This window comes from Sodalis endosymbiont of Henestaris halophilus (assembly GCF_900161835.1).
Lineage (GTDB): Bacteria > Pseudomonadota > Gammaproteobacteria > Enterobacterales > Enterobacteriaceae.
Genome location: NZ_LT897836.1, coordinates 362,738 through 388,361 on the forward strand (window position 1 = coordinate 362,738; position 25,624 = coordinate 388,361).

Sequence of the window (25,624 nt, forward strand, 5' to 3'; positions counted from 1 at the left end):
AGGAACAAGTAACGTAGTAGTACTTGCTCCTCATTAGTCTAATCGTTTCATTTTTTGCTGAATCAGCATGCGATGCAATGAGAGAACAATCTGAGGTTTCCTTTTTTATTTAACGTTGTTACCTGAGGTACAACGTTACGGATAGCTGTAGTTAAGGATTATAGATTAACATACAGAAAGTATCATTTAAGAATCTATAAATACTCCATCTCTAATTTAGAAGATGCAAGAGAGAATTTTACATTTCTTTATGTAGTTAAGTAAGTTTGAGGAACACTATAATTATCATGTATGACTATAGTTAGTATGAATGAATATTCACCATGCTTAATGATATTGCGCATGTAAAATACCCATGTAACAATTATTCATTATTGGATGATATCAAATTTAAGTAATAGTCATTATGATTATTTAATGATCTTTATTGCGTTGTTAATTCATTGCGTAATAAATTAATTAAGCATATGACGATAAATATTGTCTTCTTCATGTTTATAAGTAAAGTGAATTTACTAATTTAGCTTTAACTTTTTATAGAGTACTTAAATTCTGTTTAATAAAGCAGTAACCTTAATAATTATGAAATCTAGTGCTGGTGTTGCATTTTTATGCTTTTACTAGTCATGATGTTGAAAACCAAAGTTTTGGGTAACTTAATAAAATAAACTCACTACCAGCAAATTTACTGTGCAAGAGGTAAAAAATGAAAAAGATTGACTATTTAATGCGTTTAAGGAAGTGTTTGACACTAAAAACCCTTGAGCGTGTAATTGAAAAAAATAAATATGAGCTGTCTGATGATGAACTTGAGATATTCAATTCTGCGGCCGATCATCGCCTGGCAGAACTTACCATGAACAAGCTGTACGATAAAGTGCCGGTTTCTGTCTGGAAACATGTACGATAAATTAATTGCTATAAACATAATATTGGTGTTTAATGAGTCTAAATTTAATACGTTACCTTTACTGCCAGTGTCAAGGTACTATTGTTTGCTCGCTGTTAAGCGATTGCTCTTGTTAATGTTATTAACGTTAGGTTAATTTCATGTTATTAGGTAGTAATATTCAAGTTGTCATTTTGCAATTTTTCCCAGCCTAGTGGCTAATTTTGATACATAGCGTGTGCTATTTAAGTTTTAAAATGTCCGGGACAGTATATGCATGCACGTAATATGCGTGTTTAGAGTATTATCAATTAAGGAATATGCAAAAACACCGTGCTTTTTCTTTATTGAAAAGAAGCATAACGTTAGTGCGACGGCGGGTCTTTTTATGAAGTGACAAAATAATAAGAGTAAAATAGGTGGAAACCCCTGGCCACGATATCTCGGTACACACATTACTTGCTACGGCTGCTTTCTTCCGAACCTGACCGAGTTTGCAAGATAGTGTTACTGAAGTAACCAGGGTCTCCATAGACCTGATTGTCTAGAAAAGCAATGTGTTATTATTCATTAAAATTCAGATAATAACAAGTTAAATTTCGTGAAATATTTTATTTAATTTATTTAAAATAACACACAACTACTGTGGGTGGTAATTAGTTGCTAACTAAATGTAGTAAAATAATTTATAAGAAGAAATTTTACAGCAAAAGTAAAATATGCCGGATCTTTCTCATGAGAATTTTGGCGCAGTTATATCAAGTTATGGATGCTATCTCCTATAAACTATTTAACACCTTAAGTGATAAAACACTTTTTACTATCATATTACACGCTGTGTAGCAAGTTCGTACAATATTAATCCGTTGCTGAATAATGTCACAATTTACCTTACATATAACGATTTATTTTCATGTTATTTTTGCTAAAACTGAAATAGAATCACAAGCTTATGGTATTTCAAGCTTGTAGTCTATTTCAGTAAGATAATGTGCTTGTTTAACTTACTTGCCAACAAGTCGTTGGAAACGACTAACATGAAGCACTGCCGTTATAGTAAATACACAACACTACGTGTAACAGGAAATATTGCGTAGGACAACTCATATAGCGTGAGGACTATAATGGCGTTTTTGTTACCAACAGAGATCTGGTAAGTTACTAGGATAAAAAAATATTCACCTATGAGACGTATAGGTGTGATATTAGGTATGCGCTTTTACGTTGATGATTATTGTATAGAATCATTAGATCATCCCTGCTACCCGAATACATATTCGGGTAAGATTAAATGTTCAACCTAACACTTTTACACCTATTATGTTTTATGTATTGTACTATTTCTAATATTGCATGCAGTACCATAATATAAGCTACTTATTCATAATTTATAGGTATAGGATCAGTTTCAGATGCTTTAGCATCATAATATGATTGGTTTTATTTGTCCATCGTTAAAGTAAAATCGGTATTTTTAGCCCATTAAAAACAGGTAGAGCAGTTTTGCAAGGTAGACACCCCCAAATAGCACAATCAAACATTAAGGCACGATCGCCGTTATCGGCTCATCAGTGATAATACATCCTTGTGCAAGTTATTTTGAAAGTACTTATGCCTGAGAGCTTCACTAACTCATAGTTGTGGGCTTTAGTTTGCGCTGACAAAGCGCACAACTTTAATCAATAACCCGGGGTATTAAGTAGTGGCTCTTTTCATACTATATCACTGTTGATCATAAATCGTCTATTAAATATAGGTAGTGATGACGAGTACTATAACGTCACATGAATCCATTAATAGAAACAAACAGGCATAGCGATGACATGGATGCATTTAAGCATAATCACTCTTAGATTGCCGGCGATACCGATCACAATACCATATGTCAGAGAGTAGTTGTAAGTCATCTACAACCCGCGCAGATTGGGGGGAGGTAAGTGATCTCGGTTTGCATTAGCAGCATCGCAGTTCTTATTTCTATAAAGGTATTATCTTTGTGCCTCAGTTAACTTAGAGTGACGCATTTATGGTTCAGAATAACAAAAAACGCATTGTTCAAGCAGTTGGCAAAATTATTTCTTAATTTTATACATGTCATGTATAAATAGCGCATATCTTTAAAAGATTACTTTATTTATTTCTCCGGTGCTAATGCAAATAACCAGCTAACATTTTAGCAACAAAATCTTTTCGTCGCTGCTGTAGTTAGCATTAGGCAATTATGCTAATGAAATCTCATTATTTAGTCAAACTGAGCCTCTTAAATAGCAGATATTCACTTCATTGTGGGCAAAAAACTTACATGTTATAAAGCCGGATAGGCGATAAAGATCTATATACCCTTATTACTTAATTATTTTACGTTAGTGATAGTGATCTCTTGAATGACTGTAAAATACTAGTACTTTACTTAAATCTTTTAATTAAAAATTTAATTATTATCCAGGTTATTAACTTCATACATTTCTTTCAAAAATTGAGTTGAGCTACTATCATCAATTAGGTCACGGTAAAGTATTTATCATCAATATTTTGATATAAAGATTGACTTGTTAGTAGGATTTGCTGTTAATAAATAACTTTCGGCAGATTGATTAAAAATCAAAACAGAAGATCACTCAACTCTATATGCACCAAATGAGTATCTCATTTTAAATAATATTGCATCTTATTATCAATATGAAACATAAATGCTTATTTATCGTGCTTATCGCGATGAATTAGTATTTGTTCATTAATAGCAGTAAGCAAGATTTAGGCAAAGCGTAGTGTACGATGTAGTATCAGTAATCTTCACAGCTGTTAACCAGTGATACAAAAATTACACAAGAATATAAAATCAAACGATCTTATCGGAAGAGGGTAAGCATCGGGAATGTTAACGCACCACGCTGGTAGGATGATAAATGGGAACAATGGTGTAGATAACTAGAGAAAATACAAAATGGCCGTAAATACGACGGCTGGACAGAGGAATACTACCGTTCTAGAAATTAAAGTTTAACCAGATAACGCTTGAGGTACATCAGTGTACAGCGCTTTACCCGCTTGCTGTAACTGATACATCTGATAATAGCGACCTCGCGCTTGTAAGAGAGTTGCATGCGTGCCTCGCTCAACTGCTTCACCCTGATTTAACACCAGGATTTGATCCGCCTCTATCACTGTCGATAGCCGGTGGGCAATGACTACTAGCGTTGTATTTTGCCGCACTGTTTGCAGTGCTCGAGCAATCGCTTGTTCGGTACCAGAATCAATGTTTGCTGTTGCTTCATCAAGAAGCAATATCGCAGGCGCAGACACTAGCACTCGCGCTAGTGCTAACAATTGCTTTTGCCCAATCGACAAGGTGTTTCCTTGTTCACCTAGTTGAGTAAATATACCAGCTGGTAGCGAGCGTACTAGCGACGCTAGCTGCACTTCTTCAAGCGCTCGCCAGACTTGATGCTCGTTTATATTTCTTCCTAGGGTAACGTTGCCATAGATCGTGTCAGCCATCACTACCGGATCTTGCTGCACCATTGCAACCCCTTGGCGCAAGACGCGGTGGCTAAGCGTTTCGATGGGTCTGCCGTCTAGCAACAGAGTTCCCTCGCTGACAGGGTAATAGCCCATTATCAGGTTGGCTAATGTGCTTTTTCCGCTACCGGTCTGACCAACCAAAGCTATAAAACTTCTTTCCGGTGCTGTTAAAGAAATATGCCGGAGTACTGGCGAGCCGTGACGATAGGCAAAGTAGAGATTACGCAATTCGATGGCACCACCGCTAAGGGGAAGATCATCCATACCGTACTTCTGAGCTGGGCTATCTATTAGTTCAAAAATACGTTCACCCGCTACTGCCGCCTGCTGCATGATGGACTGCTGGGAGGTTAGTTCGATAAGGGGCTCGTTTAGCCTACCAAGGTAATTGATGAAGGCGTACAGTACTCCTACGCCGATTGTACCGCCAAGATTCAATCCAAATAACAACAACATGCTGCATAATATCAGCGCAAACAACAAGCTAAGCAGTGGGCGCAGCAGATACCCTTCCAGCCGCAACGTTTCCATACGGGTTTGAAAGTGAGCATAACTAGCTCTCTGTAGCTTGACTCCAAAACGCAGTTGTTGGCGGAATTGCTGAATTACCCCCATTCCATTGATAGCTTCGTTAAAACCATTATTTATGTCAGCGACATATGCACGCATACGCCGAACAATCGGCGTACTGTAATGCTGATAGAGCCACATTACTACTGTGATAAACGGAAACAGTACAAGCGAAACACAAGCTAACCGCCAGTTCAGCAAAAACATCGCCACTAGCATGGCACTGATTAACGTTATGCTTCGTATCATGGAAGCTACTACCGTGACGTATAAATCTTTCACTACTTCGGTATCGTTAGTAACCCTGGATATAAGTTGTCCTATTGGCTGAGTATCGAATACGTTTAACGGCTGACGCAAAGCGGCATCCATTACTTCCGTTCGCATTTGTTGCACGATGTTTAACGCGGTACGGTTAAATAGCAATGCTTGATAATAGCGTAGCATAGCCGATAGTACCTGCAGTGCAAGGTAAATTACTATTAGTTCGGTCACTCTCCAGAGTGATAAAATATTTTCAGGTAAAATATAATCAATAAAATAGCTTATCACTATTGGTCCAGCGACTTCCGTTGCTGCTACAAGCCATAATATCATAGCAGCCATCATTAGCGACCTGCGGTAGGGACGGCTATAGGAAAGCAGACGCTTGAGGGTAAAATATAGGCTAGTCCAAGTATAGCACATTGCTTATCTCCTGGGGTTGTATGCTTGTTCTAGGGCGGTTTCCAATTGCTGGCAACGATACATATTACGGTACCAGCCCTGTTGTTGCAGTAGAGAAAAGTGATTGCCTTGTTGGCTAATCCGTCCCCGTTTCAATACCACGATCTGGCTCGCATCTTGCAGTGAAGATAACCGGTGCGCGGTAATGATCACCGTACGGTGATTGACCCAGCAGCGTAAGTTACGCAATATGTTGTGTTCGGTTAGTCCGTCAACTGCCGATAAAGCATCATCTAAGACTAGAATTTCTGCCTCCAGCAATAGAGCTCGAGCAATAGCTAGTCTCTGTTTTTGCCCGCCGGATAGCATGACCCCGCGTTCTCCAACCTCTGTTTTGTACCCCTGAGGAAGATTTAGTATGTCTTCATGTATGCAAGCTAATCGTGCTACCTCTTCGATTTTATCTGCCGGTGATTCTGGTCGGCCAAAAGCAATATTGCTAGCGATGCTATCGGAAAACAAAAAAGGCATTTGACTCACTACTGCGAGTCTGCTGCGCCATTGATCGAGCGCTAGCGCGGTCAATGGCAGATCGTGAAAGCATATTTCTCCATCTATTACATCAAATTGCCGCAGCAGTAGCGCCAGCAGCGTGCTTTTACCAGAGCCGGTAGGACCGCACACGCCCAGCATTTGCCCAGGAGTTAATGTTAGATTAATATCTTTTAGTGCAGGATTCTTTGCGTGGGGATAATAAAATGAGTTAATTGCTACTTTCAACGTTCCTTGCCCCGTGGGAAGAGATAAATCACCATCCTCAATCTCCAGCCTCTCCTCCAGAGTCTGGTTAATGCGTTTATAAGCCGCACTTCCGCGCTCGACAATATTGAACATCCAGGCAAGGGCAAGCATCGGCCAGATCATCAAGCCGAGATACATAATAAAGGTGGTTAGCTGACCAAGCGTCATGGAGCCGCTTATTACCAGCCAGCTGCCGCCACTGACTGCCAGCAAATTAGATAGCCCCACCGCCAGGTAAATAGTAGGATCAAAACGGGCGTCCACACGGGCTAGATGCATATTTTGATCGCCAGCCTTCGTGGCTACGGCGGCGAAACGCACGGACTGGTATTGTTCCAGACCAAACGCTTTTATCATTCGTATACTGGTTAAATTTTCTTGTGCTTGATTATTAAGAGAAGAGAATGCTGCCTGAGCTCCTCGAAAACGCTGATGCAAACGCTGTCCGTCTCTCTTAATAAGTACAGCCATTAACGGCATAGGTAACAAAGCTAACAGGGTTAGTTGCCAACTAATTTGCAAGCTCATAACCAGCAGTACCGAGCTGCCTACTACCAGAGAATCTACCAGCATCAACACACCTTCTCCCGCGGCAAAAACTACGCGGTCTACATCATTAGTGGCACGCGCCATCAAATCCCCGGTACGGTGACGTAAATAAAATCCTGGCAATTGTTGGCTGAACAGATTATATAGCCGATTGCGCAGTTCCACTGCCAGACGGTATGCAGCACCAAACAATAACATCCGCCAGAAATAGCGCAACCCATATACTAAAACTGCAGTGAAGGCCATTATTCCTAAACAAAGCGCTAAAAGTCGCCTGGATGTGTTTCCGGTGACCCCGCTATCGATAATTATCCCCACAAGACGAGGCGGTACTAATTGCAATAGCGCAATAATAATTAGTAGAAACACAGAACCCAGGTAATGTCGCCACTCGCGGCGAAAGAACCATCCTAATTGTGCAAATAATTTCACGAGGTGTTATTCCAAAAATAAATATCCTGGCAGCCGCGTCTCGAGCGCTAGGCACCATTGATTGTTGCTACATTATACCGTGATTAAGACGTGATTAAGACGTGATTAAGAAATTTATGCTGCATTTAGCTTTTGCCGGAGATCCATTCACATGGATGTGGCTGTAACGTAATAATGAGAAACATGACGTTAATGACAATATTAAGGCTATTAGTTCTTTCTTGTTATGAATAAGATAACACTTCGTCCAGATACGCTAATAATGTGAGCAACAGTAAACTACTTATCTATTATTATGTTAAATATATGCTAATATTTATAATAAATAAAACTACCGTGTGGTTACGTACGGTAGAGGCCGTAACACAATATCCTAAGTTTTAATGCATAACGGATCCCTGTTTAATCTAATTTATGTTGCCGGATATTCCTAGTATGATCTCCTACCTGCAAGATGAAAAAACTTATTTTTAAAACTGTACAGCATCAGATATATTGTTTAAAGTCTTTCTACCGGCATCGTAGCAATTGTTATATACGTTAGTATATATTAATTAAGCAAGCTTTATTTTACCGTAGAGTTGTATCCGAAACATACTTTTTATTCCAGAGCTAGTCTGCTTTTATTGCCTTCGTTCTTACATATATCGCACAACTAAACATAAATTGTAAATCACTATGCTGGGTCACTATCGTTTTTAACTCCTTGCTAATTGGTTTATGCCATAAAAAATAACTATTGTGCAAACTTCTTTCTGCGGTTGTAATCGTTATAATAAACTGCGCCAATGACGGCTGCGTTGAGCAGAATATTTTCTGTCATCATTCCCTCTCTACTTTCCTGATGGTGATCTCTCAAGACGGTTACGTATTATATGTTTTTTATCCGTGCTCTTCTGTATTGACCAATAATCGTCTTAGCCGCATTGAAGGAATAGACTGGATTACGGGTATAATTGTCATTTATTCCTTAATGATCTCAAAATCATAATAACTGTCCCTAAGCAGTACCATTATAGCGTTGTGCCAGTAGTAGCTATGGAAAAGCAGCTCCGCTGCTCGGCTTGTATGCGCAGCACCCTAGGTAGGAGGGCATTTGCAGTTGACTAAACATATGCGTGTATACTGACATGCAGTACTAATCGGCGTGGGTGAAAAAACATATGGGCAATATTAATACATAGCAGTTTAAACAAGAAAACTTGTAACGGAAATCAATTATCGAATTCTTCGCTCTAAGTTATTATAAATCTGTGGGAAATAAATCTATACCTGTTTTATGAAAGATGAATGCAATACGTGAAACAATCGGTGGTGATATTTATGTTATTGGACAAGAAGTCAATTACTTGCCTTATTCAAGCGTAAAGTCAGCACAATGAATTATATTTTGCGTTATATGTTTGACATAACTAGTGTTAATTAAATGGATATTATCGTCAGCTGGTCGCTGACGTTTTTGTTAAGTTAGCGGCCGCGTCAGTAGATCATTAATGCGGTCCTGTTAAATGCTCTGACTAACAGCAATCTTACCTACGATATCATTTTTATACCTTGCCTCGATAACACTTCATATAACATACCAAACACTTTTGCACAATTGCAACATATTGTTTTTAATGCTTATTACCATTCATACTTATCAGGTTACGGTAAACGTAACTATCACAAAATGTGCAAAAAGATAGCGTTTGATGAATGCTGTTTGCCGCGCTAGTTTTATTGAATTCTTCAACTAATGTGGTAAAGGCCGTATCGAATTTCAGTATGACGAGCGAACTGCATTGTATCAGGATTGTTGTGTGGCTAGAAAAATTTGAAAGCTGTGCGCTGGCGCATTACCACCAAAAAAATTGATCGGTGGTGTATGATGTATTAATAAATATACAGGCACCGCATGATTCTAAAAAATCACATCTTTAGTTGAGTTTTACTACCGGAATGGGTTGTTTAAAGTAACTCATAAAAGGCTGCGTTAATAATCTCTTAGTTCAATTATTCCACAAACACTTTTTTGTTTTGTAGTTTCTCAAATGATCGTGAAGTAATAATGTTGCTCAGTGCAATTAAGACGATATATCCCGGTGTATTAGTTGGTGGGATCGTAGCACAATTTTGCTTTATGGCGGTTAGCATCACATTGTGCATACCGCCTAGACAAGCAGCGACAGTAGCGTTATTTAATTAGTAGAGTTAAAATGCAGCAATGAGGCTGTGCTGAAAAGTAAGGTCTGCGCATTAAACTCCTTAGTTTGTCTTAATTATTATCCTGTTTAAGTCAGGTTAAGAGCTTTTCAGTATCTAAGTAAACTTTTTACAGCTTTTATCTATTGATTTTTTGCCGTATTTATGCGTACCACCTCTAGTAGAGGTGGTACGCATTCAGAATATTTATCGGTAATAGGAATAACTAATGAGCTATGACTAGCCACTGTGACGACATTAGAATTATTGCTTTTGCTTTATTATTGCTGCTGATTTCCCCTATTCAAATTATATAGTACCTATCAACTCTCTAGATGCGACCTTGTCATACATTGCCTCAGCGGTGCTGAGCTAAGTCGGCTACACATCATCTAAACAAGGGGTCGAGGAGTAAAAAACTCACTGATGATTTAAAGACTCCTAACAATTGGCTTTTCTTGTTTGAATTATCTTGCTGCATCTCATGGCTCGTATCGCGGTCGCTTATCAGGTCTATATAGTATACGTTTGTTCCGAGACAAGGTAGATAAAATAAGCGTTTCGCTAAGATAGAGAACTCGATGTTTTGCTAAAATTAGTTCAGATTAGTAATCAAAGCATTGTAGGTTGTGCTTTAAATAAAGCTGTCGCATTTTACTCACAAAAATAATAAATTGATCATAATATCTAATTAGACAAGGTCTAGAGTTCTTGTTCGTCGACGATAGTTTTCATTTATGCATTGGATTTCGTTTTCTTCAAGATATAGCTCATCTTTTATAGTTTCCTGGCACAGAAACTGGTTTACCTGCACGTTATATCTTGATTGAATCTTATCAGTGCATGGTATTGAGTTGATTACAGATCTATATTGTGTTTATCAGAGAGCGTGATTTAGTGTAATAAAATACCTCTTTAGTACATACAGACAGTGTGTCAAAGGTCGCTGGCTTTGTTGAAAGATTGCTGATAATTAACTAAGTTAATCCGCAGATTGACCCAACAAGGGTGTTATTAAGTAATTGTAAAAGTATCTACTAAAACACTTAACATTTTTTTGTCGTTCATAGGAAAACTGTGTATTCATAAATTCCTGTGTGATGGTCACATTCTACTCTAATTTCGCAAAACTCATTCGCTTACCTATCTTATGACCCTTGTGTGAAGTAGGCATCATTTATATTAATCAGATAGTTGCCACCCCTGTCAGCACCAATGAAACTACAATAAACCCAATGATAACTTTTAGCAAGATTTGATTTGTGGCTGCGCGTAAATTGTTCATCATGAGGTGATACTCTCCGCTATAAATTATTAAAACCTCTATATCTGTAAACGCACTGCTTGCTTGGAGTAAATCCATCCCCACAATTGCTACGATTAAAGACTATTTGCTAAAAAAAATCTAGATCTTACCCAAGAGATGATAATTATTTTTTATTAGTTTGCGAATTATGCCCGGTACAGGCAGAGTGCTTATACACGTTAACAGTGCCAAATCTGACCAGTGTAATGTCATTGCATTTCTGGGTAAACTTGTCAATAAAACCAATAATAGCATTTAGTAGTATCCAAGCGACTGTTTGGGATATGTTAGTTACCTGTTGTGGCAATTTGATCAATTAGTTGTCATACATTCACTTTCATTGCCTTTCCTTTGAATTTTAATATCGCGGTAATTTTTAAAACAAGATAATCATCTGTTAAATCAACCCCTTATTTTACCACTTCAACCGCCCCTTTAATACCGAAAGGGGCATTTTGAAGCGCCAAATTTAACACATCATCAATGCGCTGAACTGGATATATATCTAGGTCACGTATCACATTAGCCGGCATATCTTCTAGGTCTCGTTTATTCTCAAGGGGAATAAGCACGGTTTTAATACCGCCGCGATGCGCTGCCAGCAGTTTTTCCTTAAGGCCCCCGATAGTCAGCACCTGCCCGCGCAAAGTAATTTCACCGGTCATCGCTACGTTGGCCTTGACCGGATTGCCAGTTAAGCAAGATACCAGCGCGGTACACATCGCGATACCGGCACTCGGGCCATCCTTTGGTGTTGCTCCTTCTGGCACATGCACATGAATATCGCGTTTTTCATAGAAATCAGAGTTGATCCCTAACTTGTCTGCCCGTGCGCGCACCACAGTAAGCGCTGCTTGAATAGATTCCTGCATTACCTCGCCTAGTGAACCGGTATAAGTAAGTTTGCCTTTGCCTGGCACGCATGCGGTCTCGATAGTCAGCAGATCGCCACCTACTTCTGTCCAAGCTAGACCGGTTACTTGGCCGATACGATTTTCACCTTCCGCTCGTCCGTAATCAAAACGCTGGACGCCAAGAAAGTCCTTCAGATTATTGACACAGATGTTTATATTTTTAGTACTTTTGTTCATTAGTAGAGTTTTCACAGCCTTTCGACATAATTTAGAGATTTCCCTCTCCAAATTGCGTACACCTGCTTCGCGGGTGTAATAGCGGATAATCCCTACCAAGGCACTGTCTTCAACTGTTAATTCGCCTTTTTTTAAAGCGTTGCGTTCAAGTTGCTTTGGCAATAGATGCTGACGAGCAATGTTAAGCTTCTCGTCTTCTGTATATCCTGATACGCGGATTACTTCCATACGATCAAGTAACGGTGCCTGGATATTCATCGAGTTTGAGGTGGCAACAAACATTACGTCAGAAAGATCATAGTCTACTTCTAGGTAGTGGTCGTTAAACGCCACGTTCTGCTCTGGATCTAGGACTTCTAGCAGTGCCGACGCCGGATCACCACGCATATCAGAAGACATTTTATCAATTTCGTCGAGCAAAAATAGTGGGTTTTTTACACCGGCCCTAGACATTTTTTGAATAATTTTTCCTGGCATGGAGCCTATATAAGTACGGCGGTGCCCACGTATTTCCGCTTCATCACGCACCCCACCCAGCGCCATGCGTACGTAATGACGACCGGTAGCCTTGGCAATGGACTGGCCGAGTGAAGTTTTCCCAACTCCTGGCGGGCCCAAGAGGCACAGGATCGGGCCCTTAATTTTACTTATCCGGCTTTGTACTGCTAAATATTCTAGAATGCGGTCTTTGACTCTTTCAAGTCCATAATGATCATTATCAAGCGTTTCCTGCGCCTTGACTAGATCTTTTTTAACTTTACTGCGCGCATGCCAAGGCACTGATAGCATCCAATCGATGTACCCGCGCACCACGGTGGCCTCAGCGGACATCGGCGACATCATTTTTAATTTTTGCATTTCCGCCTCGATCTTTTCCCGGGCTTCCCGTGGCATTTTGGCTGCCTCTATCTTGCGCTTAAGAGCTTCGTTCTCATCAGGAGCGTCGTCCATTTCGCCCAGTTCTTTCTGAATTGCTTTCATTTGCTCATTAAGATAATACTCTCGCTGGCTTTTTTCCATCTGCTTTTTGACGCGATTGCGGATACGTTTCTCAACTTGCAGTAGGTCGATTTCTGATTCCATCATTGCCATTAAGTATTCAAGACGCTCGGTGACAGCCGACATTTCTAGTACTGACTGTTTGTCAATTAATTTTAGTGGCATATGGGCAGCAATAGTATCAGCTAGACGGGCGGCATCATCGATGCTGTTTAACGAGGTCAGCACTTCAGGAGGTATTTTTTTGTTTAATTTTATATAGCCTTCAAATTGATTGATAGCGGCACGCACGAGCACTTCTTGTTCCTTCTCATCTAGTTCGGGTGCGTCAAAATAGTTTGTTTCTGCGGTGAAATGATCGCCACTGTCTGTCAGTTTTTTGATACGGGCACGAGTCAGACCTTCCACAAGCACTTTGACTGTGCCGTCAGGCAGTTTAAGCATCTGAAGAATGCAAGATACTGTCCCAACTGAAAATAGATCATTAACACCTGGCTCGTCGGTTGATGCTTCTTTTTGAGCTACCAAAATGATTTTTTTATCACTATCCATGGCTGCTTCAAGACACCGAATAGATTTTTCTCGGCCTACAAATAGTGGAATAACCATATGTGGATAGACCACCACATCGCGCAGAGGCAATACAGGAATTTCTATGTGTTCGGAATGCTCAGCATTCATAGAGCTCTCTCTTGTTTTGGTTTCCGTCAAGTTTGTAGGATGTACAAAAATCAGTTGGTGTTAGTTTCAATAATCAGTTACTTTTGAGTATATGGGGTCGAATGGTGTAGATTCAACGGCCGCCAGCAATGAAAATCGTGGGGTGAAATCTTCTTATCTGGGTGTTCTCAATCGGTGCACGTGCGTACTATAAGAACCGTTTTTAATTACTTGATTGCCTGCTGAGCTTCACGCTTACTGTATATAAGCAAGGGCTTTGATTGGTCAGTGATAACTGCTTCGTCAATTACTACTTTTTCTACGTTATTCTGGGAAGGCAATTCGTACATAGTTTCTAGAAGCGCGCTTTCCACTATGGAACGGAGGCCGCGTGCGCCAGTTTTGCACTCCATGGCTTTTTGGGCGATAGCGATCAGCGCTTCGTTGCGGAATTCTAGCTCTACGCCTTCCTGGTTGAACAGGACCTGATATTGTTTAGTTAGCGCATTTTTCGGTACTTTCAGGATCTTAATCAGCGCTTCTTCGCTCAATTCATTTAGCGTAGCAACGACGGGTAACCGGCCGATGAATTCCGGGATAAGGCCGAACTTAATAAAATCTTCCGGCTCTACTTGCGCTAACAATGCACTTTCAGTAATTTTTTCCGTGCTGCCCTTAAGGGTAGCGCTAAAGCCGATGCCGCAGTTAATTTTGGTGCGTTGCTCAATCACTTTATCTAAGCCTGAAAAAGCGCCGCCGCAAATAAACAGGATTTTAGAAGTATCTACTTGAAGGAATTCCTGTTGCGGATGTTTTCGCCCGCCTTGAGGCGGTACCGCTGCCACAGTGCCTTCTATCAATTTTAGCAGCGCTTGTTGCACTCCTTCACCGGAGACGTCACGAGTAATGGAGGGGTTATCTGATTTACGAGAGATTTTGTCTATCTCATCAATGTAGATAATGCCACTCTGGGCTTTTTGCACGTCGTAATTGCATTTTTGCAATAGTTTTTGAATTATGTTTTCCACATCGTCACCGACGTATCCAGCCTCGGTAAGGGTTGTGGCGTCGGCTATAGTAAAAGGCACATCTAGGAAACGTGCCAGCGTTTCCGCTAGTAAGGTCTTGCCGCTCCCGGTAGGTCCAACTAGCAAAATATTGCTTTTACCGAGTTCGATGCCGTTATTAGTGTCGCTATTGCGTAATCTCTTATAGTGATTATAAACAGCAACTGCTAGTACTTTTTTGGCTTTTTCCTGATCGATGACATAATCGTCCAAGTGGTGACGGATCTCATGTGGCGTCGGCATTGAATTAGATTCACGGCCCAGCGATATTTCTTTTATTTCTTCGCGGATAATATCGTTGCACAAGTCGACACACTCATCGCAGATATACACTGACGGCCCGGCGATTAGTTTTCGCACTTCATGTTGGCTTTTACCACAAAAAGAGCAATATAGCAGCTTTGCTGAACCGTTTTTTTGCTTATCCGTCATTCAGTATAAACTCCTTTTTTTTCGTCTTTATACCTCAGCCATTAGGGGGTAGGTAACGCTCCAACTAAACTTTAAGCTGTAAGCCGGAAGCGCTGATGATTCTATACGACACACTACATTAACTAGAAGTTTATATCTTCCCATTATTAAGCAATTACGCGCGCTGGCTTAATACGAAATCTACTAATCCATAGTTTACTGCTTCAGGTGCTGAGAGAAAAAGATCACGTTCTGTATCCCTTTCTATTATTTCAAGAGGTTGCCCTGTATGTAGCGTCATTAATTCATTCATTCGCGCTTTAACTTTCAGTATTTCTCGTGCGTGAATTGCAATATCGGTTGCTTGTCCCTGAAATCCGCCGAGCGGCTGATGGATCATGATCCGTGAGTTAGGTAGACAGAAACGCTTACTCTTTGCACCAGCTGCTAAGAGGAAAGCCCCCATGGAGGCGGCTTGTCCCATACAAAATGTGCTGACATCTGGTTTAATGAACTGCATAGTGTCATATATAGACATACCAGCAGTAATGACCCCCCCTGGTGAATTAATGTATAGATAGATATCTTTTTCTGGATTTTCTGCTTCTAAAAATAGCATCTGCGCCGTGATTAAATTCGCCATATGGTCTTCGACTTGACCTGTCATGAAGATAAGTCTTTCTTTCAGAAGTCGCGAAAAGATATCATATGAACGTTCTCCGCGTGAAGTTTGTTCTACTACCATTGGCACTAGGGACATATGAAATAAAAGATTATTTTGTTTACTACTGTATGACATCACAGTGGCCTATCAATTTTTTTGACATTTAAATCACCTATTTTATGTGAGATGTGAACGCATTGTCATGTCCCATAGACGTAACTTTTTGTAAAGATTAATAACGCGATATTTTATTTTCCCTCCATTTATTGTGGGGAGCGTTTTGCCCTTTTCAAGTCGGCTGCGGTATTATTTTATCGCTAGTTATTGCCGAGTATTCCCACTGCATACACTATTTAATACTAATTATTAATTAAATATATCGCTGGTTGTCAGCGTCAAGTTTATCATAAGCTTCTTATTTCAATAAGTATCCTACCATCGCATAGATAGTAGTAGGCTATTATTAATGTGATAGATAATCTTTGTTACCTTTTCGGGCCAACTTAATATGGTCCGGTGTGCTCAGCTCATGCATCAACGCTGTAAGTTAGTTTTTTGTAATTAGAATATTTGGCCAACAATGCTTCAATTGCCTGTTCTTTGAGCGCTACGTTTTCGCATCTTGTTTATTGGCTTTTATTTTGTCGTAGAATGTCGTTGCTACTTTTCAAATCTTTTTAGGCAACTCGCTCATTTTTTAATGAGCGAGTTTATACAGGATTTGTTTGCTTTTAGTTCATATTTTGAATGATTTCGCTTAGTCATAAATCAGGTTTGAGGTGTGGCTAGACCTGATTTTCAAATAGCTCGCGCGAAAATTTTAGTATCTGCTTCTTGTTGTCACCTAACAGTTGTGTCACTTAGCGTTTTAGTACGTCGTTTATACTGTCAATTAGCGTTGCGGTAACGTAAATTTCGTTCGCTTTTGGTAGGACTTAGTTATTTTAATTTTCAATTAGTTGTGCTCTTATTTTAGTTCGCGTTTCATTTTGTTACGAACTTCTGTTATCCTTACCGCTGATTTTGGCTATCCTGCGACAACTATAAAAATTTTAATAAATCTTCATGCAGCGCAGATAGTTGACTCTATTCAGCATGTTAGCTTAATAGCGCATGTGCAACTTTGATTTTTGGATTTTCCAATTAAGTAATTTTTAGGGGAAGGTCATGTTCATGTCAAAGTTTTTCTTGTTTTACGACTAATGATGTATTTGTCAGAGACGAAGATCAAGATATCCTAAGATCATACGTCTCTGTCTTACCATGATTAAAAAACAATTGATGGCTTTCTTGCTGGTAACCTGAAGTGTTTTCCATAATCTTAGTTTAATTTCAGAAGATGACGTGAGTTTCTGCGCTAGTGGCATTTACGTTTGTTGTGAAGTTGTTCTGATGTGTACGCAGCATTTTAAAAACAATATTTATATACGCTTTCTTCACTTACCTGTGATTTGTTAACCTCTTATCAACCTCAATGGTGTTTAGTTCTATTATTTTATATTGGAGTAATTCTAGGTTTTATTGAATTCATGAAGTTTTTACCAGCTTTATATTTAGTTATCACATAATCACGCACTACCGCCAAATTGATTTTTTATTAAATAATAGCGTCAACACAAATTTATATTGCATCTGATCGCCGCGATACATCCTGATTAAACGAAGGAAACATCGCACTAGATGGCACCAATTACGAACCTCTATCGTGGCGTACTCTGTAGTATACGATCACTATCGTAATTCATTTTTACTTCCTGCTCAATTTTATTGTCGGCGCTGTTAATACGGATGCTTGCCTTAGCCCTGTAGTTGTTTTAACAAAAATTATATTTAGTAACCTTTTAAAAATAACAGTGCGCAATTAATTATAGTGTTTTTAAAATAGTCATCTATACCTACGAACGTATAAACAGATCCGGTAGTGATTTAAATAAAAAAACTTGTTGCCTATCTTAGATAGGCGTATAAGAAATACTTATTATAAATATAAAATGAAAATTGTGTTATAAGCTGCATAAACTAGTATTAGATAATCATACGAAATTGTGTTTTGTATGATCTGATAGGTAGAAGTAGGGTTAAAAACCGACTGGCGTATCGTTCTCTTACTCTTTTAGATTATTTACCATTTGCCGATGAGGCTCAGTATACGCTTATCGTTGAACTGGTCGCTGATTAATATCAATTTTGAATTACTCTTAGAGTCCGCCGAAACATTATTGTGATAACTTTCGTTTATTAATTTTATATGTCGCAGTAAAACTTACATTGAGTTTTACTTTTATTTGCTTGTGTAGATTATGTTTTCTTTGGCTGTAATCTTAACTATTTGCTTTGTTAATAAATCAGTTTGTTTAAATGTTCTTTGATGTCTAGCGTTTAAATCGACTAATTTTACCGTCTCATGTCTTTACCTGTATAGGGTTTATATCAGATTTTGGGTATCGAGAAAATATTATATATTGACAAATTAAGAGCTATTTAAACATTAAGGCTTTCACCGTTACTTTTGAAATTATACCTTAGACTAAAGCAACTACCCCTTTTATTTGTTCTAATACAGAAAAATCTTTTTTGCTAAAACTCACTACCACTACTGGTGGTTTGATTTTTTATTTGTCTGCTCCATCAGCACACCAAGGCGCTAGGTAATTCAGCGGCCACAACAGAATCCAGCGCGTTGATGGGCATTACCGTCAGAGTAAAGGAACCCATTCAGCGGCCGAATGAGGTGCCTAACTAAGGACACTTCCTGATCACATTTAGTAACCTATTTTCTCAGCGCACGATCTGCGCTTTTTACTTGAAGACGGCACTAGAGAAAAAGATGGCCGATCTCGGCTACATGATTAATAAGATCATAGTGTCATTATTTTGCAGATCGTGATTAAAAATTTTACATTGCTGTCTCTAAAGGGACAGCTGGGCTTATAACATTATCATTCGGACGAATTTCTCCATGATTGATTAGATGTATTAGTAACAGCAAGTGCATTTCTATCAGTTAGCATATAATGTAAAACGCTCCTTACGAGCTACCAATGGTAAGTTTACTAGATCTTTAGATAGCTTGCTGGTTAATATGATCAACTAGATAGCCTACGGCAGAAACATTATTCACTTGTTTAAAAAAAACAGCTAATGCATTTTATTTCATTTATTCGTGCCTACCCTTGATATCAGTTGGGTTTACTAAGATTTTATCTATCACTATAAATCTATCTATAAATATGACACCCATTTGTTTAGTCACACTAACTTAGCAATGTTTCTTCTTATTGCTGTGATTCAGCTTTTATCCAAGTTGTTATTAATATTTACCTAAGATATACGCGTCAGTTCTTTATGCCGATAGTCTTTTATAACTTAAAATTATTAAGTAGCTCTATTAATCAGGCGTACGTTTTCAAAAAAAACGCCTTTAGTTGCCTGTAATAGATAGTTACAGCCTGCAGCCGCGTAGTTGCGAATTATTGCAGGCCTTCTCATATTAAATATATTGTCAATTTAGCAAGCAGGTTATTTGCCTTCTGCGGCGTGGCCATGAAACGGCTAATTACTACCTGTATCTATACCAGGTAGGTGGTAATCTGCTAAGATATAATTATAGCTTAAGTAAAATCGGCAATAATAGATTTATGTTGGGAAAGAGGTTCTCTTTTGATTTGTGGCTCATAAGTACACATATGAAATGTATTTTCGATTCTCGAGAGAGAATACAGGCATGTCGACCGCATTACTGTTCATCCTAACTATATTAAGTTCAAAGTATGTAGCGATGGGTGATAAATTTGCCGACGTTAACAACATATATTTATCTTATTATCTTTTGCAGAGATTATGTGTTTACTTTATGTGTAGATCATGAAAATTTATTATTTTAATATTCTAGAAACACGCATTTATATATTCATGGTTTTGTTAAAGTAACATTAATTTATTGACTAAATAATACAAGTCATTAGCTATTATTAGCTTTATTTAAGAAATAAATATATTAATGATATGTTTATAACTTTTATTAATCTTTTTTTCATATCTTACCTCACTGGTGTAATACGTTCTAGCAAAACTCATAAATATTATTTATAGATAAAATTAAGTATGTTTTCAGTACTGTGCTTTTACTATAAAAACCCCAGAATTAATAATAGATCACATTATTAATGTTTTTAGATGAAACTTATAAATATAATAAAATCCTATGGCCGTTGCCATATATTGTTAATAAACGTCTAAGATACGGATTAAATTAAAGCAACCTTCATGAATACTAATTCCCTCAGGCTTATGTTGATCGTTGTTATACCAGCTATCTTAATAGTATTCGTCTTTGCTATAATACCCGCTGTCAAAATATAAAGGCGCGCGTACAGCCCCCCAATTATAGCCATAATTCCACCAAGATAAAACTAGTGACGTATATAGGCATTCATCTCCATTATCATCTTTCTATTGACTCTTACCTAGAATTTTACCTAGGGGTCTGTATTCTAGCAAATCCATTGATTATTTCGTCAAATACGTTAATATTCAAGTTGTTATAATAGACTCGTAATAACACCATCCAGAGTAAATTATTACTAAGGTCAATCAAATAGCTTTTCCGACTAAAGTTCCTGTGAAGATTAGATTACATCTAATGTAGTAATGAACTCATTTTTATTCTACAGTTTCGTAGCGAAATTTATACAATAACTGGAATGAATGCTTACCTAAATCTTATAGTTAACAAGCCAGGTAGCTATAAAGGCATATCATCTAGTAGATTACTTTCCAGTGTAAACCCCAATCTGAATCAAGATGTGATCGGTAAATTTATAAGCAAAGAGAATAGAATAACTATTACAAAGACAACAGAGATGGATATGTAAATGGGTAAACAATCTTACTTATTATTTCTATGAATAATAATTATGTTTAGAAAATTAATGCTTGATGCATTTTATAATACACACCAATTATTATGATAACCATCATCGCAATAATTATGATTGATCTAAGGCTATTAGCCGTCATGACCTATTTCGATCAATGGCAATATCTTTGGCATGATTAGTTTACATCAATCAATCACAAAAAAATCATCATTATTACATGAAGTTAACGTTCGTGATATTACGTATTCGTGGCGTTGTCAATACCAAATATGCTGCGTTCGCAGCCGGTACTATTCGCGGCCGTCGAAGCATATTTTTCTCTCTGCATCATTATAATCAGGTAGTAACCATTCACGGCGTCATCATAATCATTTTTATTTTGATGCCGTTTTTATTGGGTTAATGAACCTTGGCGGTGCTGCTATAAATCTTTGAGCGTGACATTGCCTTTTTTCCAAAACCCCGTTAGTTTCTAACTAGTTATTGTCGGCGTGATATGTAACAAATATATCCCTTGTCGTAGGTGAATTTTCCCAAACTGTTTGGGTGTTTATCTGCAGCTGACGGGCAAGGAATACGGTTTTAGTGTCGGGTTGATTATTATATCTAAGTATTCAGGTAGTAAGTATCAGAACCACACTAACCAGTGTTAACTTCTTAGCTATCATATTTGGTATTCGCGTTCAGGCAGGATAATTATGAAAATGCCGGTCTTTACCTGGGTTGCATTATGCGCCAACGTGCTTATCATCCAGATATCCCCCATGTTAACTGTGACCATAGTACTCTTGACTTTGGGCGCTATCTAGGCCACAGTGTTTCGCTAATGATATAGAAGACGGCAATACGTAATGTACGTGAATCTTTTTTTTTAGGCTTGAAGTTGCCACCGAAGTGCACATTCTAGTACTGCTGATTTTGGTAACTTTTAGTAGTTAACAACTATTTTTCTAAAAACTACTTTTCTGTTAAACTTCGTTAGTTTGTACGATTCTCAAAATTAATCTGTTATCGTTTTGCGTCTGGCGGCATCATTTCTTCTAAAAAAAATGAAAAAGACTGAAACATAATCATGTTGAAAAAATTAATTTATCTAAAATCAGATTAATTTATGTTACGGTATTAGGTATCGTTAGTCGCGAGCTGCTGTATATGATCGTTAATCTTCTCGTCATTTAGTTATCAGCTGTATAATCTATGTCTGTGTGTACGGACTGTTATATGAAGCGCACATTAGTTTATGGTGCGTTTTTGTTGCAGCTTGTCTAACACCTTACCGTCTGTTATAAACTACTGCGCTGTTAGCGACCCGGTTGACACTAGTGCGCTAGTTTTTCTGCTGATCTTTAGTCTGCGGCAAATGCTACGTTTTTATACCATAGCTATCTTCCTTTTTAAGGATTGTCAGGCGGCGTCGATTCCGGTGTTGCCTTGTAACACACGTATTATGGTGACTAAATACTATATTATCTTGTATGTTATTGGATTCATGTTAGCAATGATAATGTTGACGATTAGTTGTTATGCTAGCTATAAATACCTTATTGTCGCATCTTCAGTCAGCGTTGGGTGGTTGATTATGACACTGCTAAATTATAAATTTACCAACGATTATAAAAAATGGGCCCGCAAGTTGTTCATTTTTTCGATTTTCGTGATCACCCCCATTGCCCCCGCTAAGCTTAATGACATCATTGTACTTTATGGTGCCCCGTCCGCACTACCAGCATACCATAACGTATGGTAACGCACGCATGGTAACGTGCTTCTCCACACCTTTTGCTAGCAATGGGGTTGTGTGTCCAGTTCTTTTATTTTTTCATAGTTTTTTATTTATGGCTGTCGGTACAGCGTTAATGCAGAGGTTGCCAAGTTTGCCGATTTTTGTCATGCGGTAAATCATGACACAATGGCCTAGTAAAATATTGTGAGGTAATGATATGAACGATACAAAGATGACGGGCATGGAGTTGAGGGCAACTTGGAGCTTGTGTACGGTATTATCATTGCGCATGCTTGGGATGTTCATGGTATTGCCGGTATTGACCACGTACGGCATGACCTTACAGGGGGCCAGCGAATTTCTCATTGGCCTCTCTATCGGCATTTACGGGTTGATGCAGGCGATTTGCCAGATCCCATGCGGCCTATTTGCTGACCGCGTAGGTCGCAAACAGTTTATCATTGGCGGCTTGCTGGTCTTCTCCTTAGGCAGCTTTATAGCTGCGATGACTGAAAACATTTGGGGTGTGATTCTTGGCCGTGCATTGCAGGGATCAGGCACTGTTTCTGCCGCGATAATGGCACTACTTTCTGATCTAACCCGCGAACAAAACCGTACTAAGGCTATGGCGTTTATTGGTGTCAGTTTTGGTGTGACTTTTGCTATCGCCATGGTAGTAAGTCCGATCATAACCCACAATATCGGACTTCGTGGCTTGTTTGGGGGAATCACTGCACTGGCTCTGGTCAGTGTCTTTTTGACCCAGTTTGTAGTGCCCAACGCCATTAAACATACTATTAACCGCGAGGCAAATATCGTGCGTAGCAGCATAGGTAAAATTTTGACTAATTCACAATTACTGAAGCTTAATATGAGTATTTTTTGCTTACACACCATTTTGATGTCAAATTTTATTGCCTTACCGGCCATGATGGCCGCAGCTGATTTTTTGCCTAACAAACAATGGAAAGTATATTTAATTACTATGCTAGTTTCATTTGCAGCTGTAGTGCCGGCTATTATTTACGCCGAAGTCAAGCGCCGTATGAAGCTCCTACTCCTCGGTTGCGTAACTTTGTTGTTGTTTACGGAGTTGTTATTAATTTTTGCTAACGGCTATCTCTTAATGATGTTTGTTGGTATTCAATTATTTTTTCTAGCATTCTATGTTATAGAAGCTTTATTACCTTCATTAATTAGTAAAGAGGCGCCAGCTAGCTATAAAGGTACTGCAATGGGAGTTTACTCCACAAGTCAGTTTATCGGTGTGGCTTTCGGTGGCACTCTGGGCGGTTTTATGTTGCAGACTCAAGGGTCTTGTCTTGTGTTTCTGGCGGGGGCGGTAGTAGCGCTTGCTTGGTGGGTAATTAGCGCAACGTTACGTGAACCTCCATATGTCAGCAGTTTGCGTATCACTTTGCCAATAAGTTGCGCATCGGTCGATTATGATCAATTAGCACAGCGTCTACAAGCACATCCTGGAGTAACCGAAGTGGTGGTAGTGCCTCAGGAGCATAGCGTTTACGTTAAGGTGGATATTACACAAACCAACCGCACTGAACTGGAAAAGGCAGTAGCGGTTTGATCCCTAGCACTACCAATTCAATTACTATATATAAAGTAGCTCAATATATTAGTTACTATCAAACTATCTGCGTTCTTCGTAAAGATTACACATTCTTTTTAGTTGCCTTAGTAAAAATCGGCAAACTTGTGGTTATGATGCTAAAATTGAACTGTGATTTGTGCAGTTGGTCGTTAATCACGATAGTTAGAAAACTTACAATGGCTGATTTGGTGAATTGTCTTTTATCAAAGCGAACATTTTCTGTAAATCATTATCGCGTATCTGTATTTTGCCTGCATATTTAATTTTGCTAATTTTATAAGTTTAACGATTTATAAATATAATCATCTTCTTAAACTACGCATTGAGGCTGTTAGTTTTTCTGCTGTGCTCTCATTCGTACTGCCATTTCATAGCCGCCGCCTAAAATGTTACTACCGCGTTTGATTAATTTTTTCGTAGGGTTTTGATTAGTTGTTTACTTGAAATTAGCGTTCGTAAATGCTTCTGGCGAAGCTAATTTTCACTTCACGTTTGAACACGCTTGACCAAGGTATTACGAAAGTTTCATGAGGTGCTCAGTTCATAATTTTACGTTTTCTAATAAGTTATGAATTTTGCATGTTAATTTATGATACGATCTCATAATCAGAGCACATTTTAGTCTGGCAAGGATAAGTTTTCTTGTATCATTGCCTGTAAGATTAAAGAGATGAAAAAATGATATCCCCGTGATAAGTTATGCACTGGCGTGCCAGAAGTTTTGTACTATATCAGAAAATTTATACATTTTATAACTATCACATAATAGGTTAAGCAAAGTTATTTTATTTCCTTACCTTGTAAAAGATTAATTAGTATTAATAGCCTGTGGTCTGTGACTATTTAGGGGGGGGGGCAATATAGGCTAGTAAGTTCGCTTGGCTAATCAGACTTCAGGTATACATCACACTTTCATAGATTACGAAAGTAGTACTGCAATCATTTTGTAACGCAGATGTTATTAATAAACGCAAGGGTTATAAAATTGTTTGCAACTACCCGGCTGGGTTAGTTGCGCCTTAGTTCATGTTGCCGCTAGCGATCGACTGATGGTAACATTAAAAGTTTGTTAGGGGTATCAAAATGTAGGCCGCGATTTAACTCCCGCTAGGGACACTGCTTTTGCGTAAGCCAACCGTTGACGTAACGTCCTTGGCACTCGTGAAGAATTACTTATTATGTTGTGGTGTCTATGGCCTCTGATTATGGCTGACCCTACTTAGGTAGTTATCATTGCGAAGAGGTTTAAGGAGAATATATCTATGTTAATACGATTAGTATGTAGTGTGATAATAATAAGGCGTAATAGGCAAATACCTTTACGAAGGTCCTGTATTATGTCTCCTTGGAAGAGATGTTTGGTATAGTAATAGTGCTACTATGCGATAAGTAAAGTTTGTCATCCACTTTAGTAGTACAGTGAAACATAATATCCCAAGTAGGAGATATTATGTGCATTTACTCTCTAATTTTGTATATTTAATAAGCATATTATTTATAATAAATTTATATTTAAACAAATTATTGCTTAATTTAACATTATTACAATTAAAAACACGGCTAGAGCTTTGAATCAGAGCCGTTAAACCATCATTGCTGTA

The 25,624-nt window shown here is 38.5% G+C and carries 9 protein-coding genes and 1 other RNA gene; 3 read left to right on the plus strand and 7 right to left on the minus strand.

The window, feature by feature from the left end:
• Positions 1-706: 706 nt before the first annotated feature.
• Positions 707-910 (plus strand): hemolysin expression modulator Hha, encoded by a 204-nt coding sequence (gene hha / locus HBA_RS00760; RefSeq protein WP_097032156.1) that lies wholly within the window; start codon positions 707-709, stop codon positions 908-910.
• 414 nt (positions 911-1,324) lie between these two features.
• Here hha and ffs read toward each other — a convergent pair.
• The 7 genes from ffs to clpP all read right to left on the minus strand — a co-directional run bounded on the left by ffs (position 1,325) and on the right by clpP (position 15,946).
• Positions 1,325-1,408: signal recognition particle sRNA small type (gene ffs / locus HBA_RS00765), an RNA gene on the minus strand.
• A gap of 2,481 nt (positions 1,409-3,889) precedes the next feature.
• Positions 3,890-5,668 carry a SmdB family multidrug efflux ABC transporter permease/ATP-binding protein gene (locus HBA_RS00770; protein WP_097032157.1) on the minus strand — a complete coding sequence of 593 codons (1,779 nt, stop codon included), beginning with the start codon at positions 5,666-5,668 and terminating at the stop codon, positions 3,890-3,892.
• Positions 5,669-5,671: 3 nt separating this feature from the next.
• Positions 5,672-7,429, minus strand: a complete 1,758-nt coding sequence (locus tag HBA_RS00775; RefSeq protein ID WP_097032158.1) for a SmdA family multidrug ABC transporter permease/ATP-binding protein — start codon at positions 7,427-7,429, stop codon at positions 5,672-5,674.
• 3,614 nt (positions 7,430-11,043) lie between these two features.
• Entirely contained in the window at positions 11,044-11,235 is a 192-nt protein-coding gene (locus HBA_RS03440) for an HU family DNA-binding protein (RefSeq protein WP_157774238.1), read from the minus strand.
• 94 nt (positions 11,236-11,329) lie between these two features.
• The gene (lon, locus tag HBA_RS00780) at positions 11,330-13,690 is read right to left on the minus strand and encodes an endopeptidase La (protein WP_457920930.1); all 2,361 of its coding nucleotides are present in this window, start codon (positions 13,688-13,690) and stop codon (positions 11,330-11,332) included.
• Between the two features lie 206 nt (positions 13,691-13,896).
• Entirely contained in the window at positions 13,897-15,168 is a 1,272-nt protein-coding gene (clpX, locus tag HBA_RS00785) for an ATP-dependent protease ATP-binding subunit ClpX (protein ID WP_097032160.1), read from the minus strand.
• A 154-nt stretch (positions 15,169-15,322) separates the two neighbouring features.
• A complete protein-coding gene (gene clpP / locus HBA_RS00790) occupies positions 15,323-15,946 on the minus strand; it encodes an ATP-dependent Clp endopeptidase proteolytic subunit ClpP (protein ID WP_097032161.1) in 624 nt (207 codons plus the stop codon).
• A gap of 4,962 nt (positions 15,947-20,908) precedes the next feature.
• Between clpP and HBA_RS03445 the strand changes: the two genes are divergently transcribed.
• Together HBA_RS03445 and HBA_RS00800 are read left to right on the plus strand one after the other, a co-directional pair.
• Complete coding sequence (locus HBA_RS03445) at positions 20,909-21,094, plus strand: hypothetical protein (protein ID WP_157774239.1); 186 nt, start codon at positions 20,909-20,911, stop codon at positions 21,092-21,094.
• Between the two features lie 1,537 nt (positions 21,095-22,631).
• Entirely contained in the window at positions 22,632-23,999 is a 1,368-nt protein-coding gene (locus HBA_RS00800; protein ID WP_097032163.1) for an MFS transporter, read from the plus strand.
• Positions 24,000-25,624: the final 1,625 nt, after the last annotated feature.